Origin of the sequence: Flavobacterium frigidimaris, from assembly GCF_002217275.1 — a bacterium.
Classification (GTDB): Bacteria; Bacteroidota; Bacteroidia; order Flavobacteriales; family Flavobacteriaceae; genus Flavobacterium; species Flavobacterium aquidurense.
The window spans coordinates 146,744-163,722 of the sequence record NZ_MUGV01000001.1 but is presented as its reverse complement, the minus strand read 5'-3'; the positions used below and the strand labels follow the sequence as shown (position 1 = coordinate 163,722).

Genomic DNA, 16,979 nt, shown 5'->3' with positions numbered 1-16,979 from the left:
TGATGGTAAATAAAATTGAACATATAGGGATTGCTGTTAAAAATATGAATGATGCGAATGTATTATTCGAAAAATTACTGGGAGTTTCCTCTTATAAAGAAGAAGAAGTAGAAAGTGAAGGAGTTTTAACTTCTTTTTTTCAAACGGGCACAAATAAAATTGAGCTTTTAACGGCAACTAACCCAGAAAGTCCAATTGCAAAGTTTTTAGAAAAAAAAGGAGAAGGTATTCATCATATTGCTTTTGATGTTGATGATATTCATGCCGAGATAGAGCGTCTGAAAAAGGAAGGATTTGTGCTAATAAATGAAGCCCCGAAGAAAGGTGCTGATAATAAATGGGTGGTTTTTTTACATCCAAAAAGTACAAACGGGGTTTTGGTCGAGCTTTGTCAGGAAATAAAATAAAAAATCTCGTTTGAAGATAAAGAAATAAGGTGTTGAAAATCAATTACGTTTAGAAATAGAGTCGAGTCTATTTGAAATTAAATGGAAATCATATCTTAAAATATTTGCAGTGAATAAAAAATAGTAGTAATATTGCATCCTCAAACCGGTCCTATAGCTCAGCTGGTTAGAGCACCTGACTCATAATCAGGTGGTCCCTGGTTCGAGCCCAGGTGGGACCACGTAGTAAAAAAGCTTCATAAAATTATTTATGAAGCTTTTTTTATTGTTACAGTTGCAATTCTGCAAAAAACTTCTACATTTGCTACAGAATTAAAGCAAAAAACCTATTTTTTGTGAGAATTTTCAATAAAAGACCCCAAGTCTAATTTAAATACTGTGCTTGTTTTTAGCATACTAAACTTATGAAGATAGTAAAGACAGTTTTTTTTATGTTTTTTTTGATGTTAATTAATGTCTATGATGTTTATTCGTCAAATCCACCTGCAAATATGCCTCTGCCTAAGAGTAGTAATGGTGTTCAAACTAATGCTGATAGTCCAGATTTGCCTCCCGGAGCGCCTATTGATCAGGGTTTATTTATTTTAACGGGATTCGCAGTATTATTTGGTATCTATGCAATTCGCAAATATGATTTTATAAAAAAAGCTTCAGTGTAAAACTGAAGCTTTTTTTATAAAATATTTTTTTGGTTTTATTTGTTAATAGAATAAAGCCTGGAAATGTATTTTCCTACAACATCAAATTCTAAATTTATTTTCGTGCCAACTTTAAAATTTTTGAAATTAGTATTTTCAAAAGTATAAGGTATAATGGATACGCTAAATTCATTTGTTTTAGAATTTACAACTGTTAAACTAACTCCATTTACTGTAATAGAACCTTTTTCTATAGTGATGTTGTTAAGGTTTTTGTCGTATTCAAAAGTGTAGTTCCAGCTTCCGTTTGCTTCTTCAATTTTAATACAAGTCCCGGTTTGGTCTACGTGACCTTGTACAATATGTCCATCAAGACGGTCGCCAAGTTTCATTCCTCTCTCCAAATTAACAATATCACCCGTTTTCCAGTCTCCAATATTTGTTTTTAAAATGGTTTCCTCGATAGCAGTTACGGTATAAAATGAATCTTTTATAGCGACTACTGTTAAGCAGATTCCATTGTGAGAAACGCTTTGGTCAATCTTTAGTTCATTTGTAACAGAGGAGTCGACTGTGATGTGAAGATTGTTTTGGTCTTTTTGTATTTCGTGAATCCTTCCAAGGGTTTCTATAATTCCTGTAAACATTGTTGTTTTATTTTACTAAATTTGCACATCAAAATTAGTAATAAATAATCTGAGCTCATGAATAAAAAAGCAGAAAATATAATTGTTGGAATTTCAATTGGAGATTTAAACGGTATTGGAAGCGAAGTTATACTTAAAACATTCGAAGATTCTCGCATGTTAGAGATGTGTACGCCGGTTATTTTTGCAAATGCCAAAATACTTTCTTTTGTAAAAAAGAGCTTTACTTCAACAATTCAGTTTCATGGTGTTGATAAATTAGACCAGGTTTTGCCTGGAAAAGTAAATGTCTTTAATCTTTGGAAAGAAGGAGTTGATATTAATTTAGGTGCAAACGATGAGAAAATTGGAGAATATGCCATAAAATCTTTTGTGGCTGCTACAAAAGCTTTAAAGGAAGGAACAATTGATGTTCTGGTAACGGCTCCCATTAATAAATATAATATTCAATCAGAAGAATTTAAATTTCCCGGACATACAGATTATTTAGATCAGGAATTGGAAGGAAATGCATTGATGATGATGGTTCAGGATAATTTGAGAGTTGGTTTATTGACAGATCATGTGCCATTAAATGAAGTTTCATCTTATTTGACAGAAGAATTAATTACAAAAAAAATAGAAACAGTAAGAAAATCTCTGATTCAGGATTTTAGTATTGTAAAACCAAAAATTGCTGTTTTAGGATTAAATCCGCATGCGGGTGATGGTGGAGTGATTGGAAAAGAAGATGATCTGGTTTTAAAGCCAGCTTTAAAGAAAATTTTTGATGCGGGAACGATGGTTTTTGGTCCTTTTCCTGCTGATGGATTTTTTGGAAGTGGTCAATATGAGAAATATGATGCTATTGTAGCGACCTATCACGATCAGGGATTGATTCCGTTTAAAACATTATCTTTTGGTAAAGGAGTAAATTATACAGCGGGTTTAAATAGAGTAAGAACATCGCCAGATCACGGTACAGCATACGATATAGCTGGAAAAGACATGGCAGATTTCAATTCGTTCAAAGAGGCAGTTTATCTCGCGATTGATATTTTTCGTTCGCGTAATCAGTATGAGGAGATTAGCCAAAAACCTCTTAAAATAAAAGAAAAACAGTTATAAACAAAAAAAGGTGAATAAGATTATTAGTTTTATAATAATTTTATATCTTTGCACCCCAATTCAGATATCTGAGTTTTAGATACGGATTGGTCAAACTGATGTTAAGATGAGCAAATCAAAAGAATTTTTAATTCCTTTTATGGGGTTAAAGCTGGGAAAACACCATTTTGAGTATCAAATAAGTAACGCGTTCTTTGAGAACTTTGATTACGACGAATTTCAAAGTTCGGATATCAAAGTGAGTTTAGTTTTAGATAAGAAAAGCAACATGTTAGAGTTGGAATTCAAACACAAAGGAACTGTAAATGTGCCTTGTGATCTGACAGGCGAAGATTTTGATCTTCCTATAAAAGGGAAAATGAAATTAATTGTTCGTTTTGGAGATGAATTTAACAACGATAATGAAGAGTTGTTAATCTTACCGCATGGAGAGCATGAAATAGATGTTGCACAATACATTTATGAAATGATTGCCCTTTCGGTACCACTAAAACGAGTTCATCCAGGAGTTAAAGATGGAAGTTTACAAACCGAAGCTTTAAAAAAACTGAATGAGCTGACTGTAAAAGAAGTCAAAGAAGAGAAAGAAGAGAGTAAAAAAGAAGAAGATATTGACCCGCGTTGGGACAAATTAAAGCAACTATTAACGGATAAATAATATAGTAAAATGGCACATCCTAAGAGAAAAATCTCGAAAACAAGAAGAGATAAGAGAAGAACACATTATAAAGCTACTGTAGCTCAAATCGCTACATGTCCTATTACTGGAGAAGCACATTTATACCACAGAGCTTACTGGCATGAAGGTAAAATGTATTACAGAGGGCAAGTTGTTATCGATAAATCTGTAGCGGTTGCTTAATACGTTTTTGTAAATTATACTAGAACTCTCACATAGTGAGAGTTTTTTTTGTTGGTTATAATTTTCTTTTTTTAAGAAATTATCTACAAATTAATTTCGTTTTTTTTTGTAATTTTCAAGTCTTTTAAAAATTTTTCAAATATGCTGTATTTGAAAAGAAATAATAAAATATAATGAATACAATCACAGCCGCAATTACCGCTGTTGGAGCCTATGTTCCGGACTTTGTACTTTCGAACAAAGTGTTGGAAACTATGGTCGATACTAATGACGAATGGATTACTACTCGTACCGGCATTAAAGAAAGAAGAATTCTTAAAGATGCTGATAAAGGAACATCGTTTCTTGCTATAAAAGCAGCACAGGATTTAATAGCAAAAGCTAATATTGATCCGTTAGAGATTGATATGGTTATAATGGCAACAGCTACTGCAGATATGCCGGTGGCCTCTACGGGAGTTTATGTTGCAACAGAAATTGGAGCTACTAACGCATTTGCATACGATTTGCAGGCTGCATGTTCAAGTTTCTTATACGGAATGTCTACTGCTGCAGCTTATATACAGTCAGGACGTTACAAAAAAGTTTTATTAATTGGTGCCGATAAAATGTCATCAATTGTAGATTACACAGACAGATCTACTTGTATTATTTTTGGAGATGGAGCAGGTGCTGTTTTATTCGAACCAAATTATGAAGGCTTAGGTTTACAAGACGAGTACTTACGAAGCGATGGTGTAGGAAGAGATTTTCTTAAAATTTCTGCCGGCGGTTCTCTAATTCCAACTACAGAAGAGACCGTTAAAAACAGACAACACAATATTATTCAGGACGGAAAAACCGTTTTTAAATATGCTGTAACTAATATGGCTGATGCTAGCGAATTGATCGTTAAACGAAACAATTTGACTAACGAAGATGTTGACTGGTTAGTACCACATCAGGCAAATAAGCGTATTATTGACGCTACTGCAAGCAGAATGAACCTTGAAGAGTCAAAAGTATGTATGAACATTGAAAAATATGGTAATACAACTTCAGCAACTTTGCCATTAGTATTGAACGATTTTGAACGCAAATTCAAAAAAGGAGATAATATTATTTTAGCCGCTTTTGGTGGTGGATTCACTTGGGGATCTATTTACCTGAAATGGGCTTACGATACAAAATAAATTAAAACTAAAAACAAATCATTATGGATTTAAAAGAAATTCAAAACCTAATCAAATTTGTAGCAAATTCGGGAGTTGCAGAAGTAAAGTTGGAAATGGATGATGTAAAAATCACGATCAGAACAACTTTAGAAGGAAACGTAACTGAAACTACTTATGTACAACAATTACCAGCTCAGCAAGCATTACCGCAAGCTGTTGCTCCTCAAACTGCTCCAGCAGTTGTTAGCGTAACTAGTGAAGCATCTGTTCCGGCTGAAGATTCTAAATTCATTACTATTAAATCTCCAATTATTGGAACTTTCTATAGAAAGCCGTCTCCAGACAAACCAGTTTTTACTGAAGTTGGAAGTGTTATTTCAAAAGGAGATGTTCTTTGCGTAATTGAAGCAATGAAATTATTCAACGAAATCGAATCAGAAGTTTCAGGTAAAATTGTAAAAATTCTTGTTGACGATATGTCTCCAGTTGAATTTGATCAACCATTATTCTTAGTAGATCCATCATAAATAAATTTAGATTTTAGATTTTAGATTTTAGATTGATTTGCAATTTGTTAATCATCTAAAATTATCTAATTATCAAACTTGTCTAATTATCTAATTAAAATAAGATGTTTAAAAAAATATTAATTGCGAATAGAGGAGAAATTGCACTTCGTGTAATTCGTACATGTAAGGAAATGGGAATTAAAACTGTAGCGGTTTACTCTACAGCTGATGCAGAAAGCCTACATGTAAAGTTTGCTGACGAAGCGGTTTGTATCGGACCTCCTCCGAGTAACTTATCGTATTTGAAAATGTCAAATATTATTGCTGCTGCAGAAATTACAAATGCAGATGCAATTCATCCAGGATATGGATTTCTTTCAGAGAATGCTAAATTCTCTAAAATTTGTCAGGAACACGGAATCAAATTTATTGGTGCTGCTCCTGAAATGATTGATAAAATGGGAGACAAAGCTTCTGCAAAAGCGACAATGAAAGCGGCAGGAGTTCCATGTGTACCAGGTTCTGACGGATTATTAGAATCTTTCGAACAAACACAAAAATTGGCTAAAGAATTTGGTTATCCAGTTATGCTTAAAGCAACTGCTGGTGGTGGTGGAAAAGGAATGCGTGCCGTTTGGAAAGAAGATGAATTATTGAAAGCATGGGAAAGTGCGCGTCAGGAAGCTGCTGCTGCATTTGGAAATGACGGAATGTACATGGAGAAACTTATTGAAGAACCACGTCATATCGAAATTCAGGTTGTTGGAGATTCATACGGAAAAGCCTGTCACCTTTCTGAAAGAGATTGTTCAGTTCAACGTCGTCACCAAAAATTGACTGAAGAAACACCTTCTCCATTCATGACAGACGAATTACGTGCTGCAATGGGAGAAGCTGCTGTAAAAGCTGCTGAATTCATTAAATACGAAGGAGCTGGAACTGTAGAATTTTTGGTTGACAAACACAGAAATTTCTATTTCATGGAAATGAATACCCGTATTCAGGTTGAGCACCCAATTACAGAACAAGTTATTGATTATGATTTGATTCGTGAGCAAATTATGGTAGCTGCCGGAATTCCAATTTCAGGAAAAAACTATTTACCACAATTACACGCTATAGAATGTCGTATTAATGCTGAAGATCCTTATAACGATTTTCGCCCTTCACCAGGAAAAATTACTACGCTTCATATGCCAGGAGGACACGGAGTTCGTTTAGATACGCACGTTTACTCTGGATATAGTATTCCACCAAACTACGATTCGATGATTGCTAAGTTAATTACGACAGCACAATCTCGTGAAGAAGCGATCAGCAAAATGCGTAGAGCTTTAGATGAATTCGTAATCGAAGGTGTGAAAACTACAATACCTTTCCACAGACAATTAATGGATGATCCAAGATATATTGCAGGAGATTATACAACTGCATTTATGGATACTTTTAAAATGAATCCAATCGAATAAGTATAAAGGCTGTCAATTTTGGCAGCCTTTCTTATTTTACAGATATACTTTAAGCCCGATAGATTATCAAATCTACCGGGCTTTGTTGCTTAAAATACTTTTGGTAAACACTAAAAGTGTATACTTTTTACACACTCTTTTTAAAAATTACACACTTTTTTATATTTCTGAATTTTGGCACACTGGTACTAAAGTCTTTAAATATAAGGGTTTGTGTGATTTGGGAGCTTATGTTTGGCTTACGGCATAATAATTTCATTATCTAAAGCGTAAACAACTATTAAACTAAATATTATTATGAAAAATTTATTCTTATCAGCCGCTATTGTTTTAGGAAGTTTATCTTCATTCGCTTCAAACGTTCCAACGACAAGTTCTATTATAAAAACGATTTCAATTCAGGATGAATATGCTGAAATCAAATTAGAAGAAGTACCGGCTCCAATTACTGAAGCTTTGAAAAAATCATTTCCGGATGCAGTACTTTCTAAAGCATATAAAAACGCAAAATCTGAATACAAACTAGATGTTACCGTTGGAGAGAAAGTAGGTTCTCTTTATGCTAATGCAGACGGAACATGGATTAAAAAATAATTTAACAAACACCTTTCCTTATGTTTATTCAAATTAGCAATACTAAAATAAAAATAAGGATACTAAAATACAACTATTATGAAAAATCTATTTTTATCAGCCGCAATCGTTTTGGGAGGTTTAACATCATTTGCTTCAACTTCACCAATTTCAAATACAATCGTAAAAACAATTTCTATTCAGGATGAATACACAGAAATTAAAGTAGTAGAATTACCAACTGCAGTTACTGATGCGCTAAAAAAAGCATATCCGGATGCAGTGCTTACTAAAGCATATAAAAATGCAAAATCAGAATACAAATTAGAAGTTGCCGTTGGAGACAAAGTTGGTTCTCTTTACGCTAACGCAGATGGATCGTGGATTAAAAAATAATCCATAGCCAATCAAGTTACATTTTAAATATTATATACACCTTTAAATTAAATATCATGAAAAATTTATTTTTATCAGCCGCAATCGTTTTGGGAAGTTTAACATCATTTGCTTCAACTTCTCCAGTTAAAAACACAATCGTAAAATCAATTTCCGTTCAGGATGAATATACTGAAATCAAAGTAGAAGAAGTACCATCTGCTGTTACTGATGCACTTAAAAAAGCGTATCCGGATGCAATCCTTTCTAAAGCTTACAAAAATACTGCTTCTCAATACAAATTAGAAGTTACAGTAGGAGACAAGGTAGGCGCTCTTTATGCTAATGCAGACGGATCTTGGGTAAAAAAATAATCACTAACTACTAAAAAACTATTATTATGAAAAAGTTAATCTTATCGGCAGCTATCCTGTTAGGAGGGTTGTCAACTCAGGCAGCAGTTATTGATCAAACAAATACAATAACGCATTCAATAAAAATTCAGGATGAGTATAAAGAAATTGATGCTGTTCCGGCAGCTATTAAAACAGCTTTAGACAATTCTTATCCAGGTGTTAAACTTGATAAAGCATATGTAAACGACAAAAAAGAGTACAAGATCGAAATTACTGTAAGAGGTGAAAAATCGATTGTTTACACTGATGCAACAGGTAACATCCTTAAAAAGTAACCATAAAAACCCCATAGTATGAAAAAGTTAATTTTATCGGCAGCGATCCTTTTAGGAGGTTTGTCAATGAATGCAGCAACTCCGGTTGTAGCAAGTTCAATAATTTCAGTAAACATTCAGGATGAATATACTGAAGTTGCTGCAGATGCAGTGCCGGCAGCGGTAAAATCTACAATTGAAAAATCGTTTGTAGGTTCTAAACTGGAAAAGGCATGGAAAAATGCTAAAGATGAATACAAACTTGAAATTTCAAAAGAAGGTAAAAAATATACCTTTTTTACAGATGCTTCAGGAAACATCATTAAAAAATAATTTAAAAGAACATTATGAAAAAGTTAATCTTATCAGCAGCAATAATTTTGGGAAGTTTATCAATACATGCAACTACAGAAGCTGAACCTGTAAAGATTGCTGTTAATGTTCAGGATGAATATAAAGAAGTTGCTACAGATGCAGTTCCGGCTGCAGTGAAAACAGCTTTAGAAACAGCTTATCCTGGCGCAAAGCTAGTGAAAGCTTTTTCAAACGAAAAAAAAGAGTATAAACTCGAAATATCAGTTGGTGACCAAAAGGCTACTGTTTATTCAGATGTCAATGGCAATTGGTTGAAAATATAATTAGGTGAATTAGATTTATGTTTTTGGTAAAAAAGAGGTTGCGACGTGCAATCTCTTTTTTTTTGCATAATTTTATGAAAATACAACTTTAATAGTATTATTTTAGCAAAAAAGAGCCTAAACACAGATGTCAAAGATATTACTGATAGAAGATGATATTTCGTTTTGCAAATTATTAGAGAAGTTTCTAATAAAAAAAGCATATGATGTAACCGTTGCTTTCTCGGCAGAAGAAGCCCGACTGGCAATGAAAAAAGAATCTTTCGATTTGATTCTCACAGATCTGCGTTTGCCAGATTCTGACGGTATTGGACTGATGTCTGAATTTAAAATATCAAACCCTGAAATCCCTGTTATACTTATGACGGGTTATTCAGATGTTAATACTGCGGTTAAGGCCATTAAGAATGGAGCAGCCGATTATATTTCGAAACCTTTTAATCCTGATGAGGTTTTATTGGTCATTACAAATGCCTTAAAAAATTCTGAAGCAGAAGAAGTAATAGCAAAAGAAAAAAAGGCTCCAAAAAAGAAAGAAACAACTTCTTCTGAAAATGAATTTGTCAGAGGTATTTCTGTTGCTTCCAAAAAATTGTTAGATCATATTCACCTGGTTAGTCCTACTGATATGTCAGTGTTAATTATTGGCGAAAGCGGAACAGGAAAAGAAATTATCGCCAAAAGTATTCATCAGCAAAGTACGCGTAAAAACAATAATTTTATTGCAGTAGATTGTGGTGCCATTCCGAAAGAGTTGGCGGCAAGTGAATTTTTCGGGCATTTAAAAGGATCTTTTACAGGAGCGATCAGTGATAAAATGGGTTATTTTGAAGCAGCAAACGGAGGAACACTTTTTTTAGACGAAATAGGAAATCTTTCTTATGAAAATCAAATTCAGTTATTGAGAGCGCTTCAGGAACGAAAAATTAAACCTGTTGGAAGCAATAAGGAAATTAACGTCGATATCCGCATTATAACTGCTACAAATGAGGATTTACGTGAGGCAGTAAAAAACGGCGATTTCAGAGAAGATTTATACCATAGAATCAATGAGTTTTCTATTCTTTCTCCGTCATTAAAAGAAAGAGAAGAAGATTTGATGGTTTTTGCTGATTACTTTCTTGAAAAAGCCAATCAACAATTGAATAAAGAAATCATAGGCTTTTCACCTGAAGTAGTTGCTATTTTTCAAAAATACAATTGGCCGGGGAATTTACGTGAACTGCAAAACTGTGTCAAGCGCGCCACACTTTTATCTCGCGGAAATTTTATTGAAAGCGATGTTTTACCAGCTGAGTTTTTTCAGGTTCAGAAGTCGAACCAGCAAAACTCAAATGAGACTTTTTCATTGTCTGAGAATGAAAAAGAAACGATTATTCACGCACTTTCAAGAACTCAAAATAATAAATCGGAAGCAGCAAAATTGCTTAAAATCACCAGAAAGACACTTTATAATAAGTTGAAGCAATACAATATAGATTAAACTTGCTCGAGTATTGAAGTTTTACCGCAAATTTCGCAAATCGAATTGGCGGAAATTTGTGAAATTTGCGGTAAAATGTTTTAGATAATCTCCTTTTGTAAAGCTTTAAAAAGTGATTCAGTTTTGGCTTTTAAAGCTCTGAAAATACCGTTTAAATCAGAAACTTCAAAATCATTTTTATCTAAGACTTTTAAAATACCGCCAATTTCATAAGCTTCAATTTGATTGAACATTGGTGAAATTCGATGTCCGATAGCATTTATTTCGGAGATATTTTCTTCCGCAATGGCACTTTCTAATAAATTCAAATTTTCATCGGTACTTTCTATGAATGATTTTAAAACTTCTTTCAAAGCATCATTATCATTTCCTAAAAATTCTTTTAAAGTTGCTAATGAATATAGTTTTGTCGCGATTTTTTGTTCATTATCATTAATGTCAACCAAAGGTAAAGTATCGTTTTCTAAAATACGATGTATGGTTTCCAGTAGTATTTTTGGCGAATATGGCTTTTTAACCACAGTAGTAAACCCAGCTTTGGCATAAACCGAAGCATCCAAATCTGTTCTTCCGGTTAAGGCAATTACCGGTTGATTTTTATAGATTGCAGTGTTTTTAAGTTTTTGAAGAAACATAAAACCGTCCATTTCCGGCATTTGAATATCTGTAATGATAAAATCAAAATTTGTTTTCTGAATCGCTTCCAAAGCTTTAACGGCGTTATTAAAAGACAATACCTCATGGTTTTCTTGCCTTAAAACGCCACTGGTTAAATTCAGAAGATTAATGTCGTCATCAATCACAATGAAAGTTTGTTTTTTAGTAGTGCGAACGACTGGTTTTTTTGCCTCAGGAATCGAATTTGAACTGGTATCAAATAACAACGGAAGCTGTATTTCAAAAGTACTTCCTTTTCCAAAAGTACTTTCAAGTGCTAAAGTTCCACCTAAAACCGAAATTATTTTCTGGCAGATTGATAATCCCAAACCAGTTCCGCCGTATTTTTTTTCGATGCCTTCATTGGCCTGAGCAAACTCTTCAAAAACCAATTTCTGATTTCCTTTCTCAATTCCAATTCCGCTATCTTCAATTGTAATGGTAAAAAAATGATCGTCTTCACTTAAAAAAGCACTGATTCTAATGAAGCCTTCTTCTGTAAATTTATACGCATTTCCCACAATATTGCTCAGAATTTGTTTCAGTCGAAACGGATCTCCCACAATTTTGGTGTGCAGTTTTTCATCAACATTAATAATGAGCTCAATATTTTTTTGCTTGTAAACAGTCTGGATACTTTTAGCCACTTCATCAATAATATCAGGTAATGAAAAGGGCACTTTTTCAATCGTAATTTTTCCTGCTTCAATCTTTGAGAAATCAAGTAAATCCTGAACTAGTTGCGTGATATATTCAGAGGAATTTTTGATGTTTTTAATGAAATACGATTGTTTTGTATTCACATCGGAGTTACTCAAAAGTTCCGAATAACCGACAATGGTACTTAAAGGCGTTTTTAAATCATGACTTACAGTCGAAATCAATTGCTCTCGGCTTTTAAGCAGGTTTTTTGTTTTGAAGTTCGCAATCTCCAGCTGTTTTTTATAAACTTGTGATTTCGAATAATCGCTCACAATTAAAATCGAGAAAAACAAGGTCAGCACCAAACCAATAATGGCGGATGCCGTAACAATCTCGTTGACTTTTTTTAGTGATTTTTCTTTAAGGGAATTGTTTTTTATGGAGTTAATGATGATCTCGCGCTCAATAATTCGGAGCACTTTTCGGAGTTGTTCAGAGATTGCGATTTCATTTTTTAATAATTTATTTTCCTGAAAATTCAGAGATTCTTTTTTCTTTTCAGCTCTTTGTTTTACAGAACTCAAAAGCTTTTTAGAATTGGCCAGGATAGAATCAGAGGCTTGCTTACTCAAAGTATTGGTACTATCATCCGGAATATTCTGATTGAGATAATCGACATATTTCTGAAGTACATTTTTTTGATAACTGCCTAACTGATTTGGGTTTTTAGTAAAATCCTGTATTTCTAATTTTCGGAGCTTAAACTCCATTTTGGTAATTTCATCAATGGCAGAATTTACCGAAACTTCATCATCAGCTTTATTTTTTATGGTCTTTAATTGCTGAATGTTTTTAGTTTTTTCAGACAGATAATAGGTAACGCTGTCCAGCAATGTTTTTTGATATTGTGTAGTTACGATTTGTTTTAAAGTATCAATTCTGGAGCGTAAAGAATCGGTTTCAACAAGATAGCTTTTAAAGTCAATTTCTGAGTTGGTCTGAATTGTTTTTCGCGCCAAACTCTCCGTTTTATACACATTAGAAAATAATTTGCTGACTCTTAAAATCTTGGTCTTTTCTAAAGCAATTTTATCTTCTAGTTTGTTATAAACAACATTTTCAGAGTATAAAAACCATCCAACAGTTACAACCAAAGCGAGTAATGCCACATAACTGAAAAGCACTTTGATAGCCGTGTAACTTTTTTTGCTCTCCATAAATGATATTGTTGCGATTGGGTAGTCTTTAAATTCGAATTCCCTGCAATTTATTCAAAAAAAACTGTTATAAAAAGAGAAATCGAATGGAATCTGTTACATAATTCAAAGGTTTTAAAAACAAAATAGCCGCAGATTATGTAATAATCTGCGGCTACTGTATCTATTTTTTAGGCTAACTTATAGTGTTTCGTTCAGCCATTTGAAAAATTCACCTTGCCAAACCTGAGCATTTTGCGGTTTTAAAACCCAGTGGTTTTCATCCGGGAAGTAAACAAATCGGCTTTTGATTCCTCTTAACTGAGCAGCCTGAAAAGCTTCTTGTCCTTGTCCGATTGGCACACGGAAATCTTTTCCACCCTGGAAGATTAAGATTGGTTTGTTCCACTTCTCAACCATAGTTGCAGGGTTAAAAGTAGTGTATGCTTTTTGAGCAACAGCATTGTCTTTTTCCCAATAGGCACCACCAAAATCCCAGTTGTTAAAGAAAACTTCTTCAGTAGTTCCCAACATACTAACAGTATTGAAAACACCATCGTGTGCGATAAACGTTTTGAAACGGTTGTTGTGAATTCCTGCTAAGTAAAATACAGAATATCCACCGTAACTTGCACCAACGCAACCTAAACGGCTTTTGTCAACATAGCTTTCTTTGGCAACATCATCAATTGCAGAGAGGTAGTCGTCCATAACTTGACCTCCCCAGTCTTTACTAATTTTCTCATTCCATTCTACTCCGTGTCCTGGCATACCGCGACGGTTTGGTGCTACAACCACATAACCTTTAGCAGCCATTAAAGAGAAATTCCAACGGAAAGAATACGATTGTGTCAACGCAGATTGTGGTCCTCCCTGGCAGAATAATAATGTTGGGTATTTTTTTGTAGCATCAAAATTTGGAGGTAAAATTACCCAAACCAACATTTTTTTACCGTCAGTTGTTGTTACGTAACGTCTTTCTGTTTTGCTTAATGCTAGTGTTTTGTATGTATCTGTATTTACATTTGAAAGTTGTTTCCAGGTATTTTTCTTCAAATTAAAGGAATAAATCTCCGGAGCATGATTCATGTCATTTCTGGTTACGATAATATCATCACCAGCAAAACCAACTAAATCATTTACATCAAAATCACCTTTTGTAATTTGGCGAACCTGAATTGCCATTTTTGTCAATCCCGGAAAGTTCACCACAAAAAGTTGTTTTGTTCCGTCAACTGGTGCAACAAAATAAACGTTTTTGCCGTCTTTACTCCACATGAAATTATCTACAGTTCCATCCCAGTTGGCAGTTAAGTTTGTTTTGATTCCTTTAAACTCAACAATAATATCATTTTTGTCAGCCTCGTAACCATCACGTTTCATTTGCAACCAGGTTAAATTTCCTGTTGGAGAAAATTGTGGAGCCGTATCATAACCTAAATTATCTTCGGTTCTGTTGGTTGTTTTTTGAGTTTCTAAATTGTACTCATAAATATTGGTGTTTGTAGAAGTCGCATATTGCGTTCCTGCTTTTTTCTTGCAAACGTATAAAATGCTTTTTCCGTCAGGTGACCAGATATAATCTTCGTCGCCACCAAAAGGTTTTTGCGGAGAATCAAAATTTTCACCTTTTAAGATGTCAATTCCGGTTGCACCTTCTTTGTTTTCTTTATAAAAAACGTGGTTAAATTTTCCTTCGTTCCAAGTGTCCCAATGACGGTAATCTAAACCATCATAAATTTGAGCATCTGATTTGGTAAGGCTTGGATAAAAATCTTTTCCTAAGACCTTTTCCAGTTTAACTTCTTCATTGTACACTAAAAATTTTCCGTCAGGCGAAACATTTTTGTCGGCCAAAATAGCTTTTGTGTCTTTAATTTCAGTTGCAGTTCCGCCATTTACTGGCAATGTGTAAAATTTTGAAGACGATTTGTTTTCTTCTACAGAAGGAGTAGAAACTTTAAAAACAACATTTTTTTCATCTTTCGAAAGTCCAAGTGCAGTCACTCTTCCTAATTTCCATAACAACTCTGGTGACATCACATTCTGTCCGATAGCGTTTAAACTCATCATTATTAAGGTTGTAAATAATACTTTTTTCATAATAAAATTCTAATATTCGTGGGGCTAAAAATACAACATTTAAATTCCAAATAGTTAAATTCCAAATCCCAAAAAATGTTAAAAATTCCAAAGGGTTTACTAAATTTTTTTCGCCACGAATTCACGAATTTTTTTTTCACGCTCCCGATGGCTATCGGGATAAAAAGATTTTAGCAGAATCTGCTTGAGACAAATTATTAAGCAGGAATTAAAAATAGCCACGAATTCACGAATTATTTTTTCACGCAGATCTAAAAAAGATTGAGCAGATTCACACAGATTTTTTCATTAAATCATATCTGCCTAAATCTGCAGAATATGCGTGAGACAGATATTAAGCAGGAGTTAAAAATAGCCACGAATTCACGAATTATTTTTTCACGCAGATCTAAAAAAGATTTGAGCAGATTCACACAGATTTTTTTATTAAATCAAATAAAATCTGCAAAATCTGCGTGAAACAAAATCTGCAAAATCTGTGGGAGGTAAATATTAAAAGTTAGTCACGAATTACCCGAATTTCCATTAATTAAATTTGCGTTAATTTGTGTAATTTGTGGTAAAAAACAAAGCGAGGAATTTACTAATTTTTTATTCTTAAAGATTATCAAAAAAATAATTCGTGAATTGCTTCGCCTGTTCGCTATCGCTCGAGTCGTGGCGAATAAAAAATCATTATTTTTATAAAAATTTGGCAAATGGAATTAAGTTATTGGGAACTTAAAAATTGGTTCACGAATGTTGATTATACTATTGTAGGAAGTGGCATCGTAGGTTTGCACGCCGCATTACGCTTACGCGAAAGATTCCCGACGGCGAAAATTCTGGTTTTAGAAAGAGGAATGTTGCCACAAGGCGCGAGTACGAAAAATGCCGGTTTTGCCTGCTTCGGAAGTCTTTCTGAAATTATGGAAGATCTCAAAACGCATTCAGAAGAAGATGTTGTCAATTTGATTGAGAAGCGCTGGAAAGGGTTGCAGTTGCTCCGAAAAAGATTGGGAGACGCAGCAATTGATTTTAAACCTCACGGTGGATATGAATTGTTTTTGAGAGAAGATGAAAGAGGTTTTAATGATTGTGTCACACGATTGTCTTTTATCAATGAAATTTTAAAACCCCTTTTTAAAGCTGATGTTTTTACCAAAGAAATTGATCGATTTGGTTTTGAAAACATTCAGGAATATTTAATTTTTAATCCGTTTGAGGCACAAATTGATACGGGAAATATGATGCAGGAATTGCTGAAACAAGCTGTTGCCGCCGACATTTTGATTTTGAACCAGCAAACGGTAACAGGATATGCCGATTTAGGAAATCAGGTAGAAATTGCATTAAACGATTTTAGTTTTACATCCAAAAAGATATTGTTTGCAACAAATGGTTTTGCCAATACGTTAACAAAAGGAGCAGTGCAACCCGCAAGAGCTCAGGTTTTGATAACAGAGCCAATCAAAAATTTAGATATTAGGGGCACTTTTCATCTGGATCGTGGTTATTATTATTTCAGAAATATTGGTGACCGAATCTTATTGGGCGGTGGAAGAAACTTAGATTTTGAAACCGAAACTACAACCGAATTTGGTCAAACCAAAATTGTACAAAATAAGTTGGAAGAGTTGCTGAAAAATGTAATTTTACCAAATCAGGATTTCCAGATCGCGCATCGTTGGAGCGGGATTATGGGAGTAGGAAACAGTAAGAATCCTGTTGTTTCGCAATTGTCTGAAAACGTGTTTTGCGGCGTTCGCCTTGGCGGAATGGGAGTCGCAATAGGCAGTTTAATAGGAACAGAATTAGCAGATTTAATATAGTAATAATTATAGTCCCAAATAATTTAACCAACTACAGA

General features: G+C 33.9%; 19 protein-coding genes and 1 tRNA gene. 17 read left to right on the top strand and 3 right to left on the bottom strand.

Features of this window, described 5'->3' with window-relative positions; all coding sequences use genetic code 11:
* Positions 1 to 2 precede the first annotated feature (2 nt).
* The 3 genes from mce (at position 3) to B0A65_RS00740 (ending at position 1,066) form a co-directional block, all read left to right on the top strand.
* Complete coding sequence (mce, locus tag B0A65_RS00750) at positions 3 to 407, top strand: methylmalonyl-CoA epimerase (RefSeq protein WP_074660784.1); 405 nt, start codon at positions 3 to 5, stop codon at positions 405 to 407.
* 147 nt (positions 408 to 554) lie between these two features.
* Positions 555 to 628: transfer RNA gene (locus B0A65_RS00745), tRNA-Ile, on the top strand.
* Positions 629 to 811: 183 nt separating this feature from the next.
* Positions 812 to 1,066, top strand: coding sequence for a hypothetical protein (locus B0A65_RS00740; protein ID WP_123890242.1), 255 nt, complete (start codon positions 812 to 814; stop codon positions 1,064 to 1,066).
* Positions 1,067 to 1,101: 35 nt separating this feature from the next.
* Here the strand turns inward: B0A65_RS00740 and B0A65_RS00735 are convergent, their stop codons facing one another.
* Positions 1,102 to 1,692, bottom strand: a complete 591-nt coding sequence (locus B0A65_RS00735) for a riboflavin synthase (RefSeq protein ID WP_074660787.1) — start codon at positions 1,690 to 1,692, stop codon at positions 1,102 to 1,104.
* A gap of 57 nt (positions 1,693 to 1,749) precedes the next feature.
* Between B0A65_RS00735 and pdxA the strand changes: the two genes are divergently transcribed.
* From pdxA to B0A65_RS00670, 13 genes are all read left to right on the top strand, one after another.
* On the top strand, positions 1,750 to 2,799 hold the full coding sequence (gene pdxA / locus B0A65_RS00730) for a 4-hydroxythreonine-4-phosphate dehydrogenase PdxA (protein WP_074660789.1): 1,050 nt from the start codon (positions 1,750 to 1,752) through the stop codon (positions 2,797 to 2,799).
* A 106-nt stretch (positions 2,800 to 2,905) separates the two neighbouring features.
* Positions 2,906 to 3,457, top strand: coding sequence for a YceD family protein (locus B0A65_RS00725; protein WP_074660790.1), 552 nt, complete (start codon positions 2,906 to 2,908; stop codon positions 3,455 to 3,457).
* A gap of 9 nt (positions 3,458 to 3,466) precedes the next feature.
* On the top strand, positions 3,467 to 3,661 hold the full coding sequence (gene rpmF / locus B0A65_RS00720; protein ID WP_007137315.1) for a 50S ribosomal protein L32: 195 nt from the start codon (positions 3,467 to 3,469) through the stop codon (positions 3,659 to 3,661).
* 173 nt (positions 3,662 to 3,834) lie between these two features.
* Positions 3,835 to 4,833: a beta-ketoacyl-ACP synthase III gene (locus B0A65_RS00715; RefSeq protein ID WP_074660792.1), complete on the top strand. Its 999-nt coding sequence runs from the start codon at positions 3,835 to 3,837 to the stop codon at positions 4,831 to 4,833.
* A 23-nt stretch (positions 4,834 to 4,856) separates the two neighbouring features.
* Entirely contained in the window at positions 4,857 to 5,342 is a 486-nt protein-coding gene (accB, locus tag B0A65_RS00710; protein ID WP_074660794.1) for an acetyl-CoA carboxylase biotin carboxyl carrier protein, read from the top strand.
* 104 nt (positions 5,343 to 5,446) lie between these two features.
* On the top strand, positions 5,447 to 6,793 hold the full coding sequence (accC, locus tag B0A65_RS00705) for an acetyl-CoA carboxylase biotin carboxylase subunit (protein WP_026983588.1): 1,347 nt from the start codon (positions 5,447 to 5,449) through the stop codon (positions 6,791 to 6,793).
* A 297-nt stretch (positions 6,794 to 7,090) separates the two neighbouring features.
* On the top strand, positions 7,091 to 7,387 hold the full coding sequence (locus B0A65_RS00700) for a hypothetical protein (protein ID WP_074660795.1): 297 nt from the start codon (positions 7,091 to 7,093) through the stop codon (positions 7,385 to 7,387).
* 78 nt (positions 7,388 to 7,465) lie between these two features.
* Positions 7,466 to 7,762 (top strand): hypothetical protein, encoded by a 297-nt coding sequence (locus B0A65_RS00695; protein ID WP_026983586.1) that lies wholly within the window; start codon positions 7,466 to 7,468, stop codon positions 7,760 to 7,762.
* A gap of 56 nt (positions 7,763 to 7,818) precedes the next feature.
* Positions 7,819 to 8,115 (top strand): hypothetical protein, encoded by a 297-nt coding sequence (locus B0A65_RS00690; protein WP_074660797.1) that lies wholly within the window; start codon positions 7,819 to 7,821, stop codon positions 8,113 to 8,115.
* Between the two features lie 26 nt (positions 8,116 to 8,141).
* Complete coding sequence (locus tag B0A65_RS00685) at positions 8,142 to 8,432, top strand: hypothetical protein (RefSeq protein WP_074660799.1); 291 nt, start codon at positions 8,142 to 8,144, stop codon at positions 8,430 to 8,432.
* Between the two features lie 18 nt (positions 8,433 to 8,450).
* Positions 8,451 to 8,744, top strand: a complete 294-nt coding sequence (locus B0A65_RS00680; protein WP_074660800.1) for a hypothetical protein — start codon at positions 8,451 to 8,453, stop codon at positions 8,742 to 8,744.
* Between the two features lie 14 nt (positions 8,745 to 8,758).
* Complete coding sequence (locus B0A65_RS00675) at positions 8,759 to 9,049, top strand: hypothetical protein (protein WP_074660802.1); 291 nt, start codon at positions 8,759 to 8,761, stop codon at positions 9,047 to 9,049.
* A 127-nt stretch (positions 9,050 to 9,176) separates the two neighbouring features.
* The gene (locus B0A65_RS00670; RefSeq protein WP_074660804.1) at positions 9,177 to 10,532 is read left to right on the top strand and encodes a sigma-54-dependent transcriptional regulator; all 1,356 of its coding nucleotides are present in this window, start codon (positions 9,177 to 9,179) and stop codon (positions 10,530 to 10,532) included.
* 80 nt (positions 10,533 to 10,612) lie between these two features.
* On the opposite strand, the gene B0A65_RS00665 is transcribed toward B0A65_RS00670, so the two are convergent.
* Together B0A65_RS00665 and B0A65_RS00660 are read right to left on the bottom strand one after the other, a co-directional pair.
* A complete protein-coding gene (locus B0A65_RS00665; RefSeq protein ID WP_074660806.1) occupies positions 10,613 to 13,048 on the bottom strand; it encodes an ATP-binding response regulator in 2,436 nt (811 codons plus the stop codon).
* A 180-nt stretch (positions 13,049 to 13,228) separates the two neighbouring features.
* The gene (locus tag B0A65_RS00660; RefSeq protein ID WP_074660807.1) at positions 13,229 to 15,130 is read right to left on the bottom strand and encodes a S9 family peptidase; all 1,902 of its coding nucleotides are present in this window, start codon (positions 15,128 to 15,130) and stop codon (positions 13,229 to 13,231) included.
* 698 nt (positions 15,131 to 15,828) lie between these two features.
* On the opposite strand from B0A65_RS00660, the gene B0A65_RS00655 reads away from it, so the two are divergent.
* Positions 15,829 to 16,941, top strand: a complete 1,113-nt coding sequence (locus B0A65_RS00655) for an NAD(P)/FAD-dependent oxidoreductase (protein ID WP_074660809.1) — start codon at positions 15,829 to 15,831, stop codon at positions 16,939 to 16,941.
* The last annotated feature ends 38 nt before the right edge of the window (positions 16,942 to 16,979 follow it).